We start from the raw sequence: 15,266 nt of genomic DNA on the forward strand, positions 1-15,266 counted from the left end.
GGACAACAGATGTGAAGGCCATCACCTGGTTATGCGTCATCCTGATTGCCTTCTGCTTCAGTGATAATTTGATAAAGCTCTTCATCACTTTGGGCTGAGCGCAGTCGACGGCAGATGGTTTTATCCGCCAGACGTTTAGCAACCAGCGAAAGCGTATGCAGGTGGGTCTTGGTCTGGTCGGCAGGCACCAACAGCGCGAAGAGGAGATCGACGGGCTGGTTATCAATGGCGTCAAAAGCGATTGGGGTTTCCAGTTGCACAAACACACCGACGGCACGCAGGGTGTCCTCTTCCAGCTTGCCGTGCGGGATCGCGATGCCGTTGCCGATACCGGTACTGCCCATCTTTTCACGGGTCAGAATGGCTTCGAACACCACCTGCGGCGGCAGGCCCAGCTGTTTTGCAGCTAATTCACTGATGATCTCCAGCGCACGTTTTTTGCTCTGGCAGTGAACGGCACTGCGGGTACATTCCTGGTTAAGGACATTGCTCAGTTGAAGAGCGGAATCGTTGTTCATCATAATTTCACCTAAGCGCTAACTGTACAAATGGCCCGTTGTGTTTCACAACAGGCCGTCCTGCACCCGTTAACTGCCCGGACAATTAGTGTTGTTTCAGTTTATCTTTATGTTTATTGAGCTGTCGCGCAAGCTTGTCAATCAAGCCGTCGATAGCCGCGTACATGTCTTGCCCTTCCGCACTGGCATGGAGTTCACCCCCGTTAACATGCAGGGTTGCATCCGAGATATGAGTCACTTTCTCCACTTTTAACACAACGTAGACCTGATTGATCCTTTCGAAATACTGCTCGAGTTTCGCGAACTTAGCGTTCACGAAGTCACGTAAAGCCTCAGTAATCTCGACGTTATGTCCTGTGATATTGAGCTGCATAGTGTCTTCCTTATCGGTTGTGTCAGACCAGCTGTTTACGCTGGTTAGACGGCGGAATGGATAAAGACTCTCGATACTTCGCAACAGTACGACGTGCCACCATGATACCCTGATCGGACAGCATGGTGGTCAACTTACTGTCACTTAGTGGCTTCGCGGGGTTCTCCGCGGCGATCAACTTCTTCACCAGGGCGCGAATCGCCGTTGAGGAGGCTTCGCCGCCACCCTCGGTGTTCACGTGGCTGGAGAAGAAATACTTAAGCTCAAAAATACCGCGCGGACTGTGCAGATACTTCTGCGTAGTAACGCGGGAAATAGTGGATTCATGCATCTCGACGGCCTGGGCGATATCCGCCAGCACCATCGGCTTCATATACTCTTCGCCCTGCTCAAAGAAGGCCTGCTGCTGTTCGACGATGCAGCGGCTCACGCGAAGCAGGGTATCATTCCGGCTCTCCAGGCTCTTGATCAACCATCGCGCTTCCTGAAGATTGCTGCGAATATATTGATTGTCAGAGTCGTTGCGCGCGCTGGTACACATGGAGGCGTACTGCTGGTTGATTTGCAGGCGAGGGATGCTGTCAGAGTTCAGTTCAACGACCCAGCGGTCATTGTGTTTTCTGACCAGCACGTCCGGGATAACGTACTCGGGTTCGCTGGTCTGGATCGACTGACCGGGACGCGGATCGAGGGACTGAATCAGATTTACCGCCTCTTTCAGCACCTCTTCCTTCAGGCGCGTGACGCGCATCAGGGTGCGGAAATCGTGGTTAGCCAGAAGATCCAGATGATCGCTGATGATTAAGCGTGCCTCGTCGAGCCACGGCGTCTCTTTGCTGAACTGAGAAAGCTGGATCAGCAGACAGTCGCGCAGGTCCTTCGCGGCCACCCCGACCGGATCGAAGCGCTGAATGCGTTTCAGTACCGCTTCAATCTCCTCAATCTCAATCTCTTCATCGCCCATGCTTTCCAGAATGTCGTCCAGCGTGACGGTCAAATAACCGGTGTCATCAACGGCGTCGACAATCGACGTGGCAATAGCGCGGTCGGTATCGGAGAAGGGGGTAAGCTCTACCTGCCACATCAGGTAATCCTGCAGCGACTGGGTGGTTTCGCCCTGGTAGACCGGTAGCTCGTCGTCCTGGTAGTCTGCACGCGTGCCGGAAGGGGTCCCGGCGGTATAGATTTCATCCCAGCTGGCATCCAGCGGAAGCTCGTCCGGCATCTCTTTTTGTTCGAGTGCATCCGCGGTGTCGAGCGCTTCTGTGTCCTGTGACTGCTGGGTATCTACCTCGTCATGAAGATCGGCTTGCTCCAGCAGGGGATTGCTGTCCAGCGCCTGCTGGAGCTCCTGCTGGAGTTCTAAGGTGGACAGTTGCAACAGACGAATTGCCTGCTGTAACTGCGGCGTCATCGCCAGCTGTTGGCTGAGCCTTAATTGCAAACCTTGCTTCATGTTCAGAGCATTTTTCTCCGGTTCGGCGTTACGTTACCTCTACCCTATCAGAGTCTGAAGTCTTCCCCAAGATAGACGCGCTTAACATGATCGTCTTCGAGGATCTGCTGCGGCGTACCGTGAGCGATCAGATTGCCCTGGCTCACGATATACGCGCGTTCACATACCGCCAGCGTTTCACGAACGTTGTGGTCTGTGATCAGCACGCCAAGTCCGCTGTCACGCAGATGCTCGATAATGCGTTTAATGTCGATAACGGAGATCGGGTCAACGCCCGCAAACGGTTCATCCAGAAGGATAAACTTCGGATTGGCGGCCAGCGCGCGCGCAATCTCAACACGACGGCGTTCCCCCCCGGACAAGGCCTGGCCCAGGCTGTCGCGCAGGTGTTCGATATGAAACTCTTCCATCAGCTCGTTGGCACGATCCTGACGCTGTTCGTTGGTCAGGTCGTCGCGAATTTGCAGGACTGCCATCAGGTTATCAAAGACGCTCAGACGACGGAAAATAGAGGCTTCCTGCGGCAGATAGCCGATGCCACGGCGCGCGCGCGCGTGCAGCGGCAGCAGGCTGATATCTTCATCGTCAATAATAATGTTGCCGGCATCGCGCGGCACAATGCCAACCACCATGTAGAAGGTGGTGGTTTTACCCGCACCGTTCGGGCCAAGCAGGCCCACAATTTCGCCGGAGTTGACGGTCAGACTGACATCTTCTACGACACGGCGGCCCTTATAGGCCTTCGCGAGATTTTTTGCAGTTAATGTTGCCATAGCGAATTAGTTACTCTTCTTCTGTGCCGGGGCCTGGCCCTTGCCTTTGTCCTGCAGCTGCGACGGAACCAGCACGGTGGTTACGCGTTTGCCTTTCTCGCTGGAGGCCTGCATTTTTTGCTCTTTCACCAGATAGGTAATCTGGTCACCGGTAATATTGCTGTCCAGCTGTTCCAGATACGCGTTTCCGGTCAGGATGACCAGGTCCTTCGCCAGCTCATAGTGCATATGCGAGGCGTGGCCCTTCACCGGCTTGCCGTTGTCCTGCATCTGGTAGAAGGTGGCCGGGTTGCCGTAACCATCAATGATCTCTTTGCCCTGCTCGCCGCCCGGACGGGTAACGACCACTTTATCGGCGTTAATTTTGATGGTCCCCTGAGTCATGACGACGTTACCCGTGAAGGTGACGACGTTACCCTGCATATCGAGAGACTGGGTGTCGGACTCGATATGGATCGGCTGGTCGGTATCGCCCGTTACAGCAAGCGCGGGGAGACTGGCCGCCAGCATCGCGCTGGCGATAATTACTTTAAGGCTGAGTTTGTTTGTTTTGAATTTCATAGGAGGTTCTAACCTTTTCAATCAGCTCGGCGTTCTTGCTGCGTAAGTTCCCGCGCATTCTTAAACCGCTGGAATTAAATGTTGTGCCATAGAGTGTGACCAGATCCTGCGACGTCACGTCCTGGGTTACCAGGTTGATCTGGGCATTATCCGTCGTAATTTTTCGCAGTTGCGAGTCAGCGGTCAGGGCGTTGACTTCAACGTGGCCATACAGATAAAGCATACGGTCATTTGTCAGTTTGGCCCGATCTGACTTAATTGACCACGTCGGCACTTTGTCTTTATCGAAAGTGGTCATGACAGGTTGGGTAAACCACGAAACGCCGTCATCGGAAAAGTATTCAACGTGCTGGGCAATCAGGCGATAATTCAGCGCTCCTTCCGGGCTATAGACCACGGTGTCGCTGTGATCGCTTTTATAGGTTGGATCGTTATTGTTGACGACTTCCGTTTGCGTATCGTCGCGATCGGCAAGGTTCACGCCAATCAATACCAGTGCGACAAGCGAAAGCAGAATGATAACCCAACGTCTGGTTTTACTCATATCGATTGCCCTTTGGCTTCATCAAGCTTGCCCTGCGCCAGCAGAAGCAGATCGCAGACTTCACGGACGGCACCCCGGCCACCGTTGATGTGGGTAACGTAGTCAGCGCGCGGGATTAACAGCGGATGAGCATCAGCAACCGCGATGCTGAGACCGACTTCAGCCATCACCGGCCAGTCAATCAGGTCGTCTCCAACGTAGGCCACGTTTTCCGGTGCGATAGCCAGTTTACCCAGTAAATCATTGAACGCTGCCATCTTATCGGATTGACCCTGGTAAAGATGGGTAATGCCTAAGGTTTCACAGCGGTCTTCTACCAGTTTAGCTTTTCGTCCGGTGATGATAGCAACCTCAATACCCGAGGTGAGCGCACAGCGGATACCGTAGCCGTCGCGAACGTTAAACGCTTTCAGCTCTTCACCATTATTGCCCATGTAAATCAGGCCATCGGAAAGTACGCCATCCACATCCAGAATGAGCAGACGAATATTTTCCGCCTTTGCCATCATCTGGGTACTGACCGGACCATAACAGGTTGCAAGGGATGCACCCGCATTACTCATTGTCTTATCCTTTATTACACTACGCCAGCGCGCAGCAGATCATGCATATGTACCACACCCAGCAACTGGTCGCCATCGGCAACCATAACGGAGGTGATATGGCGGGACTGCATCAGGTTCAGCACATCCACGGCCAGCGTTCCCGGACGCACGCGAATGCCGCCGGGCGTCATCACATCGGCAATGCCGAGCGTGCGGACATCTACACCCATGTCGAACACGCGACGCAGGTCGCCATCGGTGAAGATCCCCTGAATTTTCATCAGATCGTCGCACACGACCGTCATACCCAAATTCTTACGGGTGATTTCCAGCAGCGCATCACGCAGGGAGGCTTCTTTGCTGACGTGAGGGATCTCATCCCCGGTGTGCATAATATCGTTTACCCGCAGCAGCAGCTTGCGCCCCAGCGCGCCGCCCGGATGGGAGAGCGCGAAATCTTCCGGCGTAAAACCGCGGGCTTCAAGCAGCGCGACGGCAAGCGCATCGCCCATGACCAGCGCGGCGGTGGTGCTGGACGTTGGTGCCAGGCCGAGCGGGCAGGCCTCTTTCGGTACTTTAACGCACAGATGAATATCGGCTGCACGCGCCATGCTACTTTCCGGACGGCTGGTCATGCAAATCAGCGGCACCTGCAGACGCTTCAGTACGGGGATCAATGCCAGAATTTCATTGGACTCACCGGAGTTGGACAGCGCGATAACGACATCCTGCGGCGTGACCATTCCCAGGTCGCCGTGCGCGGCTTCCCCCGGGTGTACAAAGAAGGACGAGGTTCCGGTGCTGGCAAACGTTGCCGCCATTTTGCGCCCAATGTGGCCGGACTTGCCCATCCCCATCACCACGACTTTCCCGGCACAGTAGAATATCTTCTCACATGCCAGACTAAAATCCTGATTAATGTACTGATCTAACTGCGCCAGACCTTCACGTTCAATCTCCAGAACCTCTTTGCCTGCTTTCTGAAAGTCAAAACCCGGCTGCAATTCTATTTGCGACATAATGCGTTTCCGTTTACCCAGAGAGAAGAGGCGAGAGCCAGTACAGCATCGCCATCCATACGATAAATCCACCCGTCAGCAGCGCGCCTGCGCCTTTGCCGATCTGGCGTTGCCGCCGCCAGCAGAGCAGGGCAAATATCACGCTGACCAGCAACATCACCCCGTAATCGCGTGAAAACGCCAGAGGATTAAACGGCCCCGGCGTAATCAGAGCCGGCAGGCCCATGACAATCGCGATATTAAATATGTTGGAGCCGATGATATTACCAATGGCGATGTCATCTTCCCCTTTACGTGCCCCCGCAATGGCGGTGGCCAGCTCCGGCAGGCTGGTGCCGATAGCAATAACCGTCAGGCCAATCGTCAGTTCGCTCATGGCGAAATAGTTCGCCAGTACCGTCGCGTTATCCACGACCATGCGCGTTGCCATCGGCATGATGATCAGCGCAACGCCAAGCCAGAGGAGGGCGACCGGCAGCGTGCCTTCCCGCGGGAGTTCGGCAACCTGTTCACGCGTCAGGCTATCCTGACCCTGTTTTTCCGCCTGGCGGGCAATTTTAACACTATACAGTAACCAGATGACGGCCAACGCCAGCAGGAAAATGCCGTCGCTATAGCTCAATACGCCATCATAAAATACGCACCCTGCCAGCAGGCTTACGACTAACATTAGCGGCAATTCACGGCGCAGAACATCAGAATGCACGCGAAATGGATGGAGCAGTGCCGCAAGGCCTAAAATCAGTAATATATTGACGATGTTAGAGCCAATCGCGGTGCCAATTGCCAGGTCTAACTGACCATGCAGCGACGCCGAGACGGAGACGATGATTTCAGGAAGTGACGTGCCAACGCTGACCACGGTCATCCCGATGACTACAGGCGGTACACCCGTCAGGCGACACAGGATAGATGCAGCAAAGACTAAACGGTCAGCACTGTAGACCACTAACAGTAAACCAATGATTAACAGTGCTGTTGCTAAAAGCATCAAAAGTCCTTTCTTCAGGTATACTTGTCGGTCCATCGCGCGGGAATGGCTGGACTGCATACGGTCTGAGGCGTAACGAATTCCTAATTTTGACTTTATGCGCCGGAAAAGTAAAACAAATGCCAGCTTTCGCTAACCTCAACGGCTAATATTCTGTAAAAATGCGGGGTTAAGGGCTGATTCAGGCTGCACGTCTTAACGTGAGCAGGGTAAGAAAGGAACTATAAATGAGCCAAACGATGGCGAATATCGTCGATGTCCGCGGTGTGAGTTTTTCTCGCGGCAATCGACTGATATTCGATGATATTTCGTTGACCGTACCGCGTGGCAAAATCACCGCCATCATGGGGCCGTCCGGGATCGGTAAAACGACCCTCCTGCGCCTTATTGGTGGTCAGATCCCACCGGATAGCGGTGAAATCCTCTTCGATGGCGAAAACGTCCCGGAGATGTCGCGCTCGCGCCTGTATACTGTCCGCAAACGTATGAGTATGCTCTTTCAGTCGGGGGCGTTGTTCACCGACATGAACGTCTTTGATAACGTGGCCTATCCGCTGCGCGAGCATACCAGCCTGCCGCCTGAGCTGCTGAAAAGCACGGTGATGATGAAGCTTGAAGCTGTGGGGTTGCGGGGAGCCGCGAAGCTAATGCCTTCGGAGCTGTCCGGCGGGATGGCGCGCCGCGCCGCGCTGGCGCGAGCCATTGCATTAGAGCCCGATTTAATCATGTTCGACGAACCGTTCGTCGGGCAGGATCCCATCACGATGGGCGTGCTGGTAAAGCTCATCTCTGAACTGAACAGCGCGCTCGGCGTCACCTGTATCGTGGTGTCTCACGATGTACCGGAAGTGTTGAGCATTGCCGATTACGCCTATATCGTGGCGGACAAAAAGATCGTTGCACACGGCAGCGCCCAGGCGCTGCAGGAAAATTGCGATCCACGCGTGCGGCAGTTCCTCGACGGTATTGCTGACGGACCCGTACCGTTCCGCTACCCGGCGGGCGATTATCGTGACGATTTACTGGGAATAGGGAGTTAAGCCACTCATGCTGTTAAATGCGTTGGCCGCTCTCGGACACCGTGGCATAAAAACCATCAGGACGTTCGGGCGTGCCGGATTGATGTTATTCAACGCGCTGGTCGGCAAGCCGGAGTTTAGCAAGCACGCCCCTCTGCTGGTGCGTCAGCTTTATAATGTCGGCGTGCTGTCGATGCTCATCATTATTGTTTCCGGTCTGTTTATCGGTATGGTGCTGGGGCTGCAGGGCTACCTCGTTCTGACAACCTACAGTGCGGAAACCAGCCTCGGAATGCTGGTGGCGCTTTCGCTGCTGCGCGAATTGGGTCCGGTTGTGGCGGCACTGCTGTTTGCCGGGCGCGCTGGGTCGGCATTAACGGCTGAGATTGGCCTGATGCGTGCGACCGAGCAGCTATCCAGCATGGAAATGATGGCGGTCGATCCGCTGCGTCGCGTGATCTCGCCGCGTTTCTGGGCGGGGGTGATCTCGCTCCCGCTACTGACTATTCTGTTTGTCGCCGTGGGGATCTGGGGCGGTTCGCTGGTTGGGGTCCACTGGAAAGGCATCGATGCCGGCTTCTTCTGGTCCGCGATGCAGGACGCCATCGACCTGCGAATGGATCTGGTTAACTGCCTGATTAAAAGCGTGGTGTTTGCCATTACGGTCACCTGGATTGCATTGTTCAATGGTTACGATGCTATCCCGACGTCGGCGGGCATTAGCCGTGCAACTACACGTACTGTCGTACATTCGTCGCTGGCCGTACTGGGCCTGGATTTTGTGCTCACCGCACTGATGTTTGGGAATTGAGTTCATGCAAACGAGAAAAAATGAAATTTGGGTCGGCGTTTTCCTGCTGCTGGCGCTGCTGGCGGCGCTGTTTATCTGCCTGAGAGCGGCGGATATCACCTCAGTACGCACCGAGCCGACGTATCGCATCTATGCCACGTTCGATAACATCGGCGGGCTGAAGGCGCGTTCACCGGTCCGCATTGGCGGTGTGGTGATCGGCCGCGTATCTGACATTACGCTCGATGAGAAAACGTATCTGCCGCGCGTCGCGATGGATATCGAAGAACGTTACAACCACATTCCGGACACCAGCTCCCTTTCTATCCGTACTTCCGGCCTGCTGGGTGAACAATATCTGGCACTTAACGTCGGCTTTGAAGATCCTGAGCTGGGAACAACTATCCTTAAAGACGGTAGCGTTATCCAGGATACGAAGTCCGCGATGGTGCTGGAGGACATGATTGGTCAGTTCCTTTACAACAGTAAAGGGGATGATAAAAAGTCTGACGATGCCCCTGCGCAGAGTGAAGACCATACCAACGTTGCGCCGACCCCTGGTGCTGCGAATTAATTCAGGAGAAGTCATTCATGTTTAAACGACTGTTAATGGTTGCCATGCTGGTCATTGCCCCTCTCACTGCGGCACATGCTGCGGATCAGAGCAACCCGTACAAACTGATGGACGAAGCTGCGAAGAAAACCTTCGACCGTCTCAAAAACGAACAGCCAAAAATTCGCGCGAATCCTGACTATCTGCGTGACGTGGTTGACCAGGAACTGCTGCCGTATGTGCAGATCAAATATGCGGGAGCGTTGGTGCTGGGCCGCTATTACAAAGACGCCACCCCGGCGCAGCGTGAGGCCTATTTTGCCGCATTCCGTGAATACCTGAAGCAGGCGTATGGTCAGGCGCTGGCGATGTACCACGGTCAGACCTATCAGATCGCCCCGGAGCAGCCGCTGGGTGATGCGACCATCGTGCCTATTCGCGTAACGATCATCGATCCTAACGGCCGTCCGCCGGTGCGCCTGGATTTCCAGTGGCGTAAAAACAGCCAGACCGGCCACTGGCAGGCGTATGACATGATCGCCGAAGGCGTAAGCATGATCACCACCAAGCAGAACGAGTGGAGCGACCTGCTGCGCACCAAGGGCATTGATGGCCTGACCGCGCAACTGCAGTCCATTGCTCGTCAGAAAATTACCCTGGACGAGAAGAAGTAATGTCGCAGCAACTCCGCTGGTCGCGTGAAGGTGAGACGTTAAGGCTGTCCGGTGAGCTGGACCAGGATCTGCTGAACCCACTGTGGGATAAACGCCAGGAAGCGATGCAGGGCGTGACGCTTATCGACTTAACCGACGTCACACGGGTGGATACGGCAGGCGTTGCGCTGCTCGCCCATCTGGTTGCCGTGGGCAAAAAGCAGGGAACAAGCGTCATGCTTCATGGCGCGAGTGACAATGTCGTTACCCTTGCGCAACTCTACAATCTGCCTCAGGACGTACTGCCTCGTTAATATTTTCAGTGCGTTACTTCCGAAAGCCCTGACAGTTTCATCGTCGGGGCTTTTTGCTTGTTTAAGACGACGCCACTTTGCTCTAAGATGTTGGGCTTGTTTTCACTATCAGATGATTAAGAGCCCATGGAAAATCATGAAATCCAGACAGTGCTGATGAATGCACTCTCCCTTCAGGAAGCCCACGTCACTGGCGATGGCAGTCACTTCCAGGTTATTGCTGTGGGTGAGATGTTCGACGGTATGAGCCGTGTGAAGAAGCAGCAGGCTGTGTACGCGCCGCTGATGGAATATATTGCGGATAACCGCATCCACGCCCTGTCGATTAAAGCGTTCACCCCGCAAGAGTGGGCACGCGATCGCAAACTAAACGGTTTTTGAGCTGAGGGCGACAGGCCCGCAGCACGGTTGAATTTATAAGAGAGCACACAATGGATAAATTTCGTGTACAGGGGCCAACGCGTCTCCAGGGCGAAGTCACAATTTCTGGCGCGAAGAACGCCGCGCTGCCAATCCTCTTTGCTGCGCTGCTTGCGGAAGAGCCGGTAGAAATTCAGAACGTACCGAAGCTGAAAGATATCGACACGACCATGAAGTTGCTCACCCAGTTGGGCACTAAAGTTGAGCGCAACGGTTCCGTCTGGATCGACGCCAGCAACGTGAACAACTTCTCTGCGCCTTACGATCTGGTGAAAACCATGCGTGCATCTATCTGGGCGCTTGGCCCGCTGGTGGCACGTTTCGGTCAGGGTCAGGTTTCGCTGCCGGGTGGTTGCGCCATCGGCGCGCGTCCGGTTGACCTGCATATCTTTGGCCTGGAGAAACTGGGCGCAGAGATCAAGCTGGAAGAAGGCTACGTGAAAGCGTCCGTCAATGGTCGTCTGAAAGGCGCGCACATTGTCATGGACAAAGTGAGCGTAGGCGCTACCGTCACCATCATGTCTGCGGCAACGCTGGCAGAAGGTACCACCATCATCGAAAACGCCGCGCGCGAACCGGAGATCGTGGATACCGCCAATTTCCTCGTGGCGCTGGGCGCGAAGATTTCCGGCCAGGGTACTGACCGCATCACCATTGAAGGCGTTGAGCGTCTGGGCGGTGGTGTGTATCGCGTTCTGCCGGACCGTATCGAAACCGGCACCTTCCTTGTGGCTGCGGCGATCTCTGGCGGTAAGATTGTCTGCCGTAATGCACAGCCAGACACTCTGGATGCCGTTCTGGCGAAGCTGCGTGAAGCGGGTGCCGATGTTGAAACCGGTGAAGACTGGATCAGCCTCGACATGCACGGCAAGCGTCCTAAAGCGGTGACCGTGCGTACGGCTCCGCATCCGGCATTCCCGACCGATATGCAGGCACAGTTCACTCTGCTGAACCTGGTTGCCGAAGGAACCGGTGTGATTACCGAGACGATTTTCGAAAACCGTTTTATGCACGTACCGGAACTGATCCGTATGGGTGCACATGCTGAGATCGAAAGTAATACCGTGATTTGCCATGGCGTTGAGAAACTGTCCGGTGCTCAGGTAATGGCAACGGATCTGCGTGCGTCTGCAAGCCTGGTGCTGGCGGGCTGTATCGCGGAAGGCACAACGGTGGTGGATCGTATTTATCACATCGATCGTGGCTATGAACGTATTGAAGACAAACTGCGCGCGCTGGGTGCCAATATCGAGCGTGTGAAGGGCGAGTAATCGTTCCGGCAGCCCCCTGCCAGAAATGACCGGGGGGTTGCTATTCCTGTCAAAAAACCGTTATCCCTGCGGTTCTGTTTTTGCTTTTCTCTGGCGCATCATGCGCGTTCTGTCGATAAATTCATGAGTAACAGGATCGTGATAACGTGAAGGCCAGATCACCCACGGGTGCGTTTCCAGCGCCGTCGCGATAATCAATTCTCCCTTTGGCCAGGGGCGGGTCAGGGCGTTGGCCAGGGTGGAAGAACTCAGACCATGGCGGCGGGACTCTGCTGCAAGTGACGTACCTCTTTTGCGCAGTGCCGCAATGATATCTGCCGTATGCCAGTCGATAAATTTCGTATCCATAACGCTGTCCTTAAGTTCGGATTCACCTACGCCGTTTCTTCTGAAACGACTGGCTTACTATACCCATTTCGACTTCTTGTTCTAAAAAGTTCGCGTTACTTGAAGGGATATTCAGAATAAGACATGGCTTTATTCATGCGGGCTCTAACCCGATTCATTTACATGAATGCGGAATTTACTGGTGCGTTTTTGAACCTCCCCGCGATGGATACGGGGAGGTGGGGGCAAGATTAACGGTCGCGTTGAACAGCGATGTGGGCAAGACCAATCAGAGCATCGCGCCATGGGCTGTCTGGAATAACCTGGAGAGCTTCGATGGCTTTGTCAGCCTCTTCTTCAGCACGCTGACGCGTCCATTCCAGCGAGCCGCAGATGGCCATCGTTTCCAGTACAGGTACCAGAAGATGGCGACCATTTCCCTGTTCGATCGCCTCACGGATCATTTTCGCCTGGTCGGCCGTTCCGTGACGCATCGCGTGAAGCAGCGGCAGGGTCGGTTTGCCTTCGTTCAGGTCATCGCCAACGTTTTTGCCGAGCGTTTCGCCGTCCGCGCTATAGTCCAGCAAATCATCAATCAGCTGGAAGGCAGTACCCAGGTAGCGCCCATAATCCTGCAGTCCTTTTTCCTGCGCCTCGGAACAGCCAGCCAGGATGCCGGAACACTGGGCTGCCGCTTCAAACAGGCGCGCTGTTTTGCTGTAGATAACGCGCATGTAGTTTTCTTCGGTGATATCAGGGTCATTGACGTTCATCAGCTGCAGCACTTCGCCTTCAGCGATGACGTTGACGGCTTCGGACATCACCTCGAGCACTTTCAGAGAACCCAGGCTGGTCATCATCTGGAAGGCGCGGGTATAGATAAAGTCCCCGACCAGAACGCTGGCGGCGTTCCCGAAGGCAGCGTTTGCCGTGGCCTTGCCACGACGCATATCGGATTCATCCACAACATCGTCATGCAGAAGCGTCGCGGTGTGAATAAATTCGATCAGCGCGGCGATCGTCACGTGGGCATTTCCCTGATAGCCAACGGCTCTGGCAGCCAGAATGGCAATCATCGGGCGAATGCGTTTACCGCCGCCGCTGACAATGTAATAGCCCAACTGATTGATCAGTTGAACGTCAGAGTTGAGTTGCTCCAGGATTGCTGCATTTACACCCGCCATATCTTGCGCGGTTAACTCGTTGATTTTTTCTAAATTCATCGCAAAAGCCGGGCTTTTTATCCTGTTGATCCCATCTTAAATGGGGTAACGAAGGGTTTCGGTTTATCAATAGTAGTGCTGATTGTACTGAAAAAACGGCTCAGATAAACGTTACCGTACGTGTTGTGTTTTTTTTCTTCATGTATTGACGGTAGCACTTGTCAAAGGCTCGCGTTTTGCGTAATATTCGCGCCCTATTGTGAATATTTATAGCGCACTCTGATTCATACGAGGACGTGCGCGGAAGCGGAGTTTATATGTACGCGGTTTTCCAAAGTGGTGGTAAACAACACCGAGTAAGCGAAGGTCAGACCGTTCGCCTGGAAAAGCTGGACATCGCAACTGGCGAATCTGTTGAGTTCGCAGAAGTTCTGATGATCGCAAACGGTGAAGAAGTCAAAATCGGCGTTCCTTTCGTTGATGGCGGCGTTATTAAAGCTGAAGTTGTTGCACACGGTCGTGGCGAGAAAGTTAAAATCGTTAAGTTTCGTCGTCGTAAACACTACCGTAAGCAGCAGGGCCACCGTCAGTGGTTCACTGATGTGAAAATTACTGGCATCAGCGCCTAAGACCTGAGGAGAGATTTAAATGGCACATAAAAAGGCTGGCGGCTCCACACGTAACGGTCGCGATTCAGAAGCTAAACGCCTGGGCGTTAAGCGTTTCGGTGGCGAATCCGTTCTGGCGGGTAGCATCATCGTTCGTCAACGTGGTACCAAATTCCACGCTGGCAACAACGTAGGTTGCGGTCGTGACCACACTCTGTTTGCTAAAGCAGACGGTAAAGTGAAATTTGAAGTTAAAGGCCCGAACAACCGTAAATACATCAGCATCGTTGCTGAGTAAGGTTTTCTCGGTCCGGTAACGGATTAAAGCCCCGCAACGTGTTGCGGGGCTTTTTACATTGGAAACCCGGAAAATTTTCTGTAGGGAAAACGGGCATGAAGCAGCAGGCCGGCATTGGTATTCTTTTGGCGCTCACGACCGCAATGTGCTGGGGTGCGCTGCCGATTGCAATGAAGCAGGTACTGGAAGTGATGGAGCCGCCTACGGTGGTCTTTTATCGCTTCCTGATGGCAAGCATTGGTCTCGGGACCATCCTTGCAGTTAAAGGCAAGCTTCCACCGCTACGGCTCTTCCGCAAACCTCGATGGCTGGTGTTACTGGCCATTGCGACGGGCGGTCTGTTCGGTAACTTTATCCTGTTCAGCTCTTCCCTGCAGTATTTGAGCCCTACGGCGTCTCAGGTGATTGGTCAGCTTTCGCCTGTGGGCATGATGGTCGCGAGCGTGTTCATCCTCAAAGAGAAGATGCGCGGGACGCAGATTATCGGGGCAAGCATGCTGCTATGCGGCCTGGTGATGTTCTTCAACACCAGCCTGATCGAGATTTTTACCCGGCTTACGGACTACACCTGGGGCGTGATCTTCGGCGTGGGTGCAGCAACGGTCTGGGTGAGCTATGGCGTCGCGCAAAAGGTGTTATTGCGTCGCCTGGCCTCACAGCAGATCCTTTTTTTGCTGTACACTTTGTGTACAGTGGCATTATTGCCGTTAGCGAAGCCGGGCGTCATTACCCAGCTGAGCGACTGGCAACTGGCGTGCCTCATTTTTTGTGGGCTTAACACGCTGGTCGGTTATGGCGCGCTGGCGGAAGCGATGGCGCGCTGGCAGGCAGCACAGGTGAGCGCATTGATCACGCTTACCCCGCTGTTTACGCTGTTATTTTCAGATTTGTTATCAATGGCCTGGCCCGATGTCTTCGTCAGACCGATGCTCAACCTGTTGGGCTATCTCGGTGCGTTTGTCGTGGTTGCGGGCGCGATGTATTCCGCCATTGGTCATCGTCTTTGGGGACGTTGGCGCAAAAATGAAGCGGTCGTAGTAGTCCCCCGCTCAGGCGAATGAGTTACGGAG

General features: G+C 54.3%; 21 protein-coding genes. 10 read left to right on the forward strand and 11 right to left on the reverse strand.

Annotated features, from left to right (window positions below; all coding sequences use genetic code 11):
- Window positions 1–29 precede the first annotated feature (29 nt).
- The 9 genes from ptsN to IM271_RS12025 all read right to left on the reverse strand — a co-directional run bounded on the left by ptsN (window position 30) and on the right by IM271_RS12025 (window position 6,780).
- Window positions 30–521 carry a PTS IIA-like nitrogen regulatory protein PtsN gene (ptsN, locus tag IM271_RS11985; protein ID WP_008501443.1) on the reverse strand — a complete coding sequence of 164 codons (492 nt, stop codon included), beginning with the start codon at window positions 519–521 and terminating at the stop codon, window positions 30–32.
- Between the two features lie 82 nt (window positions 522–603).
- Window positions 604–891: a ribosome hibernation promoting factor gene (gene hpf, locus IM271_RS11990; RefSeq protein ID WP_014171818.1), complete on the reverse strand. Its 288-nt coding sequence runs from the start codon at window positions 889–891 to the stop codon at window positions 604–606.
- Window positions 892–913: 22 nt separating this feature from the next.
- Window positions 914–2,347 carry an RNA polymerase factor sigma-54 gene (gene rpoN / locus IM271_RS11995; RefSeq protein WP_028014571.1) on the reverse strand — a complete coding sequence of 478 codons (1,434 nt, stop codon included), beginning with the start codon at window positions 2,345–2,347 and terminating at the stop codon, window positions 914–916.
- A 47-nt stretch (window positions 2,348–2,394) separates the two neighbouring features.
- Window positions 2,395–3,120, reverse strand: coding sequence for an LPS export ABC transporter ATP-binding protein (gene lptB, locus IM271_RS12000; RefSeq protein ID WP_028014570.1), 726 nt, complete (start codon window positions 3,118–3,120; stop codon window positions 2,395–2,397).
- Between the two features lie 6 nt (window positions 3,121–3,126).
- On the reverse strand, window positions 3,127–3,681 hold the full coding sequence (lptA, locus tag IM271_RS12005) for a lipopolysaccharide ABC transporter substrate-binding protein LptA (protein WP_028014569.1): 555 nt from the start codon (window positions 3,679–3,681) through the stop codon (window positions 3,127–3,129).
- Complete coding sequence (lptC, locus tag IM271_RS12010) at window positions 3,650–4,225, reverse strand: LPS export ABC transporter periplasmic protein LptC (protein ID WP_028014568.1); 576 nt, start codon at window positions 4,223–4,225, stop codon at window positions 3,650–3,652. Before lptC ends, lptA begins: the two co-directional genes overlap by 32 nt.
- A complete protein-coding gene (kdsC, locus tag IM271_RS12015) occupies window positions 4,222–4,788 on the reverse strand; it encodes a 3-deoxy-manno-octulosonate-8-phosphatase KdsC (RefSeq protein WP_025756695.1) in 567 nt (188 codons plus the stop codon). The genes lptC and kdsC overlap by 4 nt, the downstream gene beginning before the upstream one ends.
- A 14-nt stretch (window positions 4,789–4,802) precedes the next feature.
- A complete protein-coding gene (gene kdsD / locus IM271_RS12020; RefSeq protein ID WP_028014567.1) occupies window positions 4,803–5,789 on the reverse strand; it encodes an arabinose-5-phosphate isomerase KdsD in 987 nt (328 codons plus the stop codon).
- Between the two features lie 13 nt (window positions 5,790–5,802).
- The gene (locus tag IM271_RS12025) at window positions 5,803–6,780 is read right to left on the reverse strand and encodes a calcium/sodium antiporter (RefSeq protein ID WP_028014566.1); all 978 of its coding nucleotides are present in this window, start codon (window positions 6,778–6,780) and stop codon (window positions 5,803–5,805) included.
- A gap of 227 nt (window positions 6,781–7,007) precedes the next feature.
- Between IM271_RS12025 and mlaF the strand changes: the two genes are divergently transcribed.
- From mlaF to murA, 7 genes are all read left to right on the forward strand, one after another.
- Window positions 7,008–7,820, forward strand: coding sequence for a phospholipid ABC transporter ATP-binding protein MlaF (gene mlaF, locus IM271_RS12030; RefSeq protein WP_028014565.1), 813 nt, complete (start codon window positions 7,008–7,010; stop codon window positions 7,818–7,820).
- A 7-nt stretch (window positions 7,821–7,827) separates the two neighbouring features.
- The gene (mlaE, locus tag IM271_RS12035) at window positions 7,828–8,610 is read left to right on the forward strand and encodes a lipid asymmetry maintenance ABC transporter permease subunit MlaE (RefSeq protein WP_028014564.1); all 783 of its coding nucleotides are present in this window, start codon (window positions 7,828–7,830) and stop codon (window positions 8,608–8,610) included.
- A 4-nt stretch (window positions 8,611–8,614) separates the two neighbouring features.
- Complete coding sequence (gene mlaD / locus IM271_RS12040; RefSeq protein ID WP_041911946.1) at window positions 8,615–9,163, forward strand: outer membrane lipid asymmetry maintenance protein MlaD; 549 nt, start codon at window positions 8,615–8,617, stop codon at window positions 9,161–9,163.
- Window positions 9,164–9,180: 17 nt separating this feature from the next.
- Window positions 9,181–9,816: a phospholipid-binding protein MlaC gene (gene mlaC, locus IM271_RS12045; protein ID WP_028014562.1), complete on the forward strand. Its 636-nt coding sequence runs from the start codon at window positions 9,181–9,183 to the stop codon at window positions 9,814–9,816.
- Window positions 9,816–10,109, forward strand: coding sequence for a lipid asymmetry maintenance protein MlaB (gene mlaB / locus IM271_RS12050; protein ID WP_028014561.1), 294 nt, complete (start codon window positions 9,816–9,818; stop codon window positions 10,107–10,109). The genes mlaC and mlaB overlap by 1 nt, the downstream gene beginning before the upstream one ends.
- Window positions 10,110–10,235: 126 nt before the next feature.
- Window positions 10,236–10,490, forward strand: a complete 255-nt coding sequence (gene ibaG, locus IM271_RS12055) for a BolA family iron metabolism protein IbaG (protein WP_008501458.1) — start codon at window positions 10,236–10,238, stop codon at window positions 10,488–10,490.
- 50 nt (window positions 10,491–10,540) lie between these two features.
- Entirely contained in the window at window positions 10,541–11,800 is a 1,260-nt protein-coding gene (gene murA, locus IM271_RS12060) for a UDP-N-acetylglucosamine 1-carboxyvinyltransferase (RefSeq protein ID WP_028014560.1), read from the forward strand.
- A 60-nt stretch (window positions 11,801–11,860) separates the two neighbouring features.
- Here murA and sfsB read toward each other — a convergent pair whose 3' ends face one another.
- Both sfsB and ispB read right to left on the reverse strand, forming a co-directional pair.
- Complete coding sequence (sfsB, locus tag IM271_RS12065; RefSeq protein ID WP_028014559.1) at window positions 11,861–12,148, reverse strand: DNA-binding transcriptional regulator SfsB; 288 nt, start codon at window positions 12,146–12,148, stop codon at window positions 11,861–11,863.
- 230 nt (window positions 12,149–12,378) lie between these two features.
- Window positions 12,379–13,350: an octaprenyl diphosphate synthase gene (gene ispB / locus IM271_RS12070; protein WP_193052645.1), complete on the reverse strand. Its 972-nt coding sequence runs from the start codon at window positions 13,348–13,350 to the stop codon at window positions 12,379–12,381.
- 257 nt (window positions 13,351–13,607) lie between these two features.
- Here ispB and rplU point away from each other — a divergent pair, with 257 nt between their 5' ends.
- From rplU to IM271_RS12085, 3 genes are all read left to right on the forward strand, one after another.
- Window positions 13,608–13,919: a 50S ribosomal protein L21 gene (rplU, locus tag IM271_RS12075; RefSeq protein ID WP_003025032.1), complete on the forward strand. Its 312-nt coding sequence runs from the start codon at window positions 13,608–13,610 to the stop codon at window positions 13,917–13,919.
- Between the two features lie 19 nt (window positions 13,920–13,938).
- On the forward strand, window positions 13,939–14,196 hold the full coding sequence (gene rpmA, locus IM271_RS12080) for a 50S ribosomal protein L27 (protein WP_004385076.1): 258 nt from the start codon (window positions 13,939–13,941) through the stop codon (window positions 14,194–14,196).
- Between the two features lie 95 nt (window positions 14,197–14,291).
- A complete protein-coding gene (locus IM271_RS12085; RefSeq protein WP_028014557.1) occupies window positions 14,292–15,257 on the forward strand; it encodes a DMT family transporter in 966 nt (321 codons plus the stop codon).
- Window positions 15,258–15,266: the final 9 nt, after the last annotated feature.

Origin of the sequence: Enterobacter cloacae complex sp. I3 (assembly GCF_014896175.1) — a bacterium.
Taxonomy (GTDB): Bacteria; Pseudomonadota; Gammaproteobacteria; order Enterobacterales; family Enterobacteriaceae; genus Enterobacter; species Enterobacter bugandensis.

Bases quoted from the DNA above. Each gene is read 5' to 3' on its own strand.
- ptsN (WP_008501443.1), bottom strand. From the start codon at position 521: ATGATGAACAACGATTCCGCTCTTCAACTGAGCAATGTCCTTAACCAG.
- hpf (WP_014171818.1), bottom strand. From the start codon at position 891: ATGCAGCTCAATATCACAGGACATAACGTCGAGATTACTGAGGCTTTA.
- rpoN (WP_028014571.1), bottom strand. From the start codon at position 2,347: ATGAAGCAAGGTTTGCAATTAAGGCTCAGCCAACAGCTGGCGATGACG.
- lptB (WP_028014570.1), bottom strand. From the start codon at position 3,120: ATGGCAACATTAACTGCAAAAAATCTCGCGAAGGCCTATAAGGGCCGC.
- lptA (WP_028014569.1), bottom strand. From the start codon at position 3,681: ATGAAATTCAAAACAAACAAACTCAGCCTTAAAGTAATTATCGCCAGC.
- lptC (WP_028014568.1), bottom strand. From the start codon at position 4,225: ATGAGTAAAACCAGACGTTGGGTTATCATTCTGCTTTCGCTTGTCGCA.
- kdsC (WP_025756695.1), bottom strand. From the start codon at position 4,788: ATGAGTAATGCGGGTGCATCCCTTGCAACCTGTTATGGTCCGGTCAGT.
- kdsD (WP_028014567.1), bottom strand. From the start codon at position 5,789: ATGTCGCAAATAGAATTGCAGCCGGGTTTTGACTTTCAGAAAGCAGGC.
- IM271_RS12025 (WP_028014566.1), bottom strand. From the start codon at position 6,780: ATGCTTTTAGCAACAGCACTGTTAATCATTGGTTTACTGTTAGTGGTC.
- mlaF (WP_028014565.1), top strand. From the start codon at position 7,008: ATGAGCCAAACGATGGCGAATATCGTCGATGTCCGCGGTGTGAGTTTT.
- mlaE (WP_028014564.1), top strand. From the start codon at position 7,828: ATGCTGTTAAATGCGTTGGCCGCTCTCGGACACCGTGGCATAAAAACC.
- mlaD (WP_041911946.1), top strand. From the start codon at position 8,615: ATGCAAACGAGAAAAAATGAAATTTGGGTCGGCGTTTTCCTGCTGCTG.
- mlaC (WP_028014562.1), top strand. From the start codon at position 9,181: ATGTTTAAACGACTGTTAATGGTTGCCATGCTGGTCATTGCCCCTCTC.
- mlaB (WP_028014561.1), top strand. From the start codon at position 9,816: ATGTCGCAGCAACTCCGCTGGTCGCGTGAAGGTGAGACGTTAAGGCTG.
- ibaG (WP_008501458.1), top strand. From the start codon at position 10,236: ATGGAAAATCATGAAATCCAGACAGTGCTGATGAATGCACTCTCCCTT.
- murA (WP_028014560.1), top strand. From the start codon at position 10,541: ATGGATAAATTTCGTGTACAGGGGCCAACGCGTCTCCAGGGCGAAGTC.
- sfsB (WP_028014559.1), bottom strand. From the start codon at position 12,148: ATGGATACGAAATTTATCGACTGGCATACGGCAGATATCATTGCGGCA.
- ispB (WP_193052645.1), bottom strand. From the start codon at position 13,350: ATGAATTTAGAAAAAATCAACGAGTTAACCGCGCAAGATATGGCGGGT.
- rplU (WP_003025032.1), top strand. From the start codon at position 13,608: ATGTACGCGGTTTTCCAAAGTGGTGGTAAACAACACCGAGTAAGCGAA.
- rpmA (WP_004385076.1), top strand. From the start codon at position 13,939: ATGGCACATAAAAAGGCTGGCGGCTCCACACGTAACGGTCGCGATTCA.
- IM271_RS12085 (WP_028014557.1), top strand. From the start codon at position 14,292: ATGAAGCAGCAGGCCGGCATTGGTATTCTTTTGGCGCTCACGACCGCA.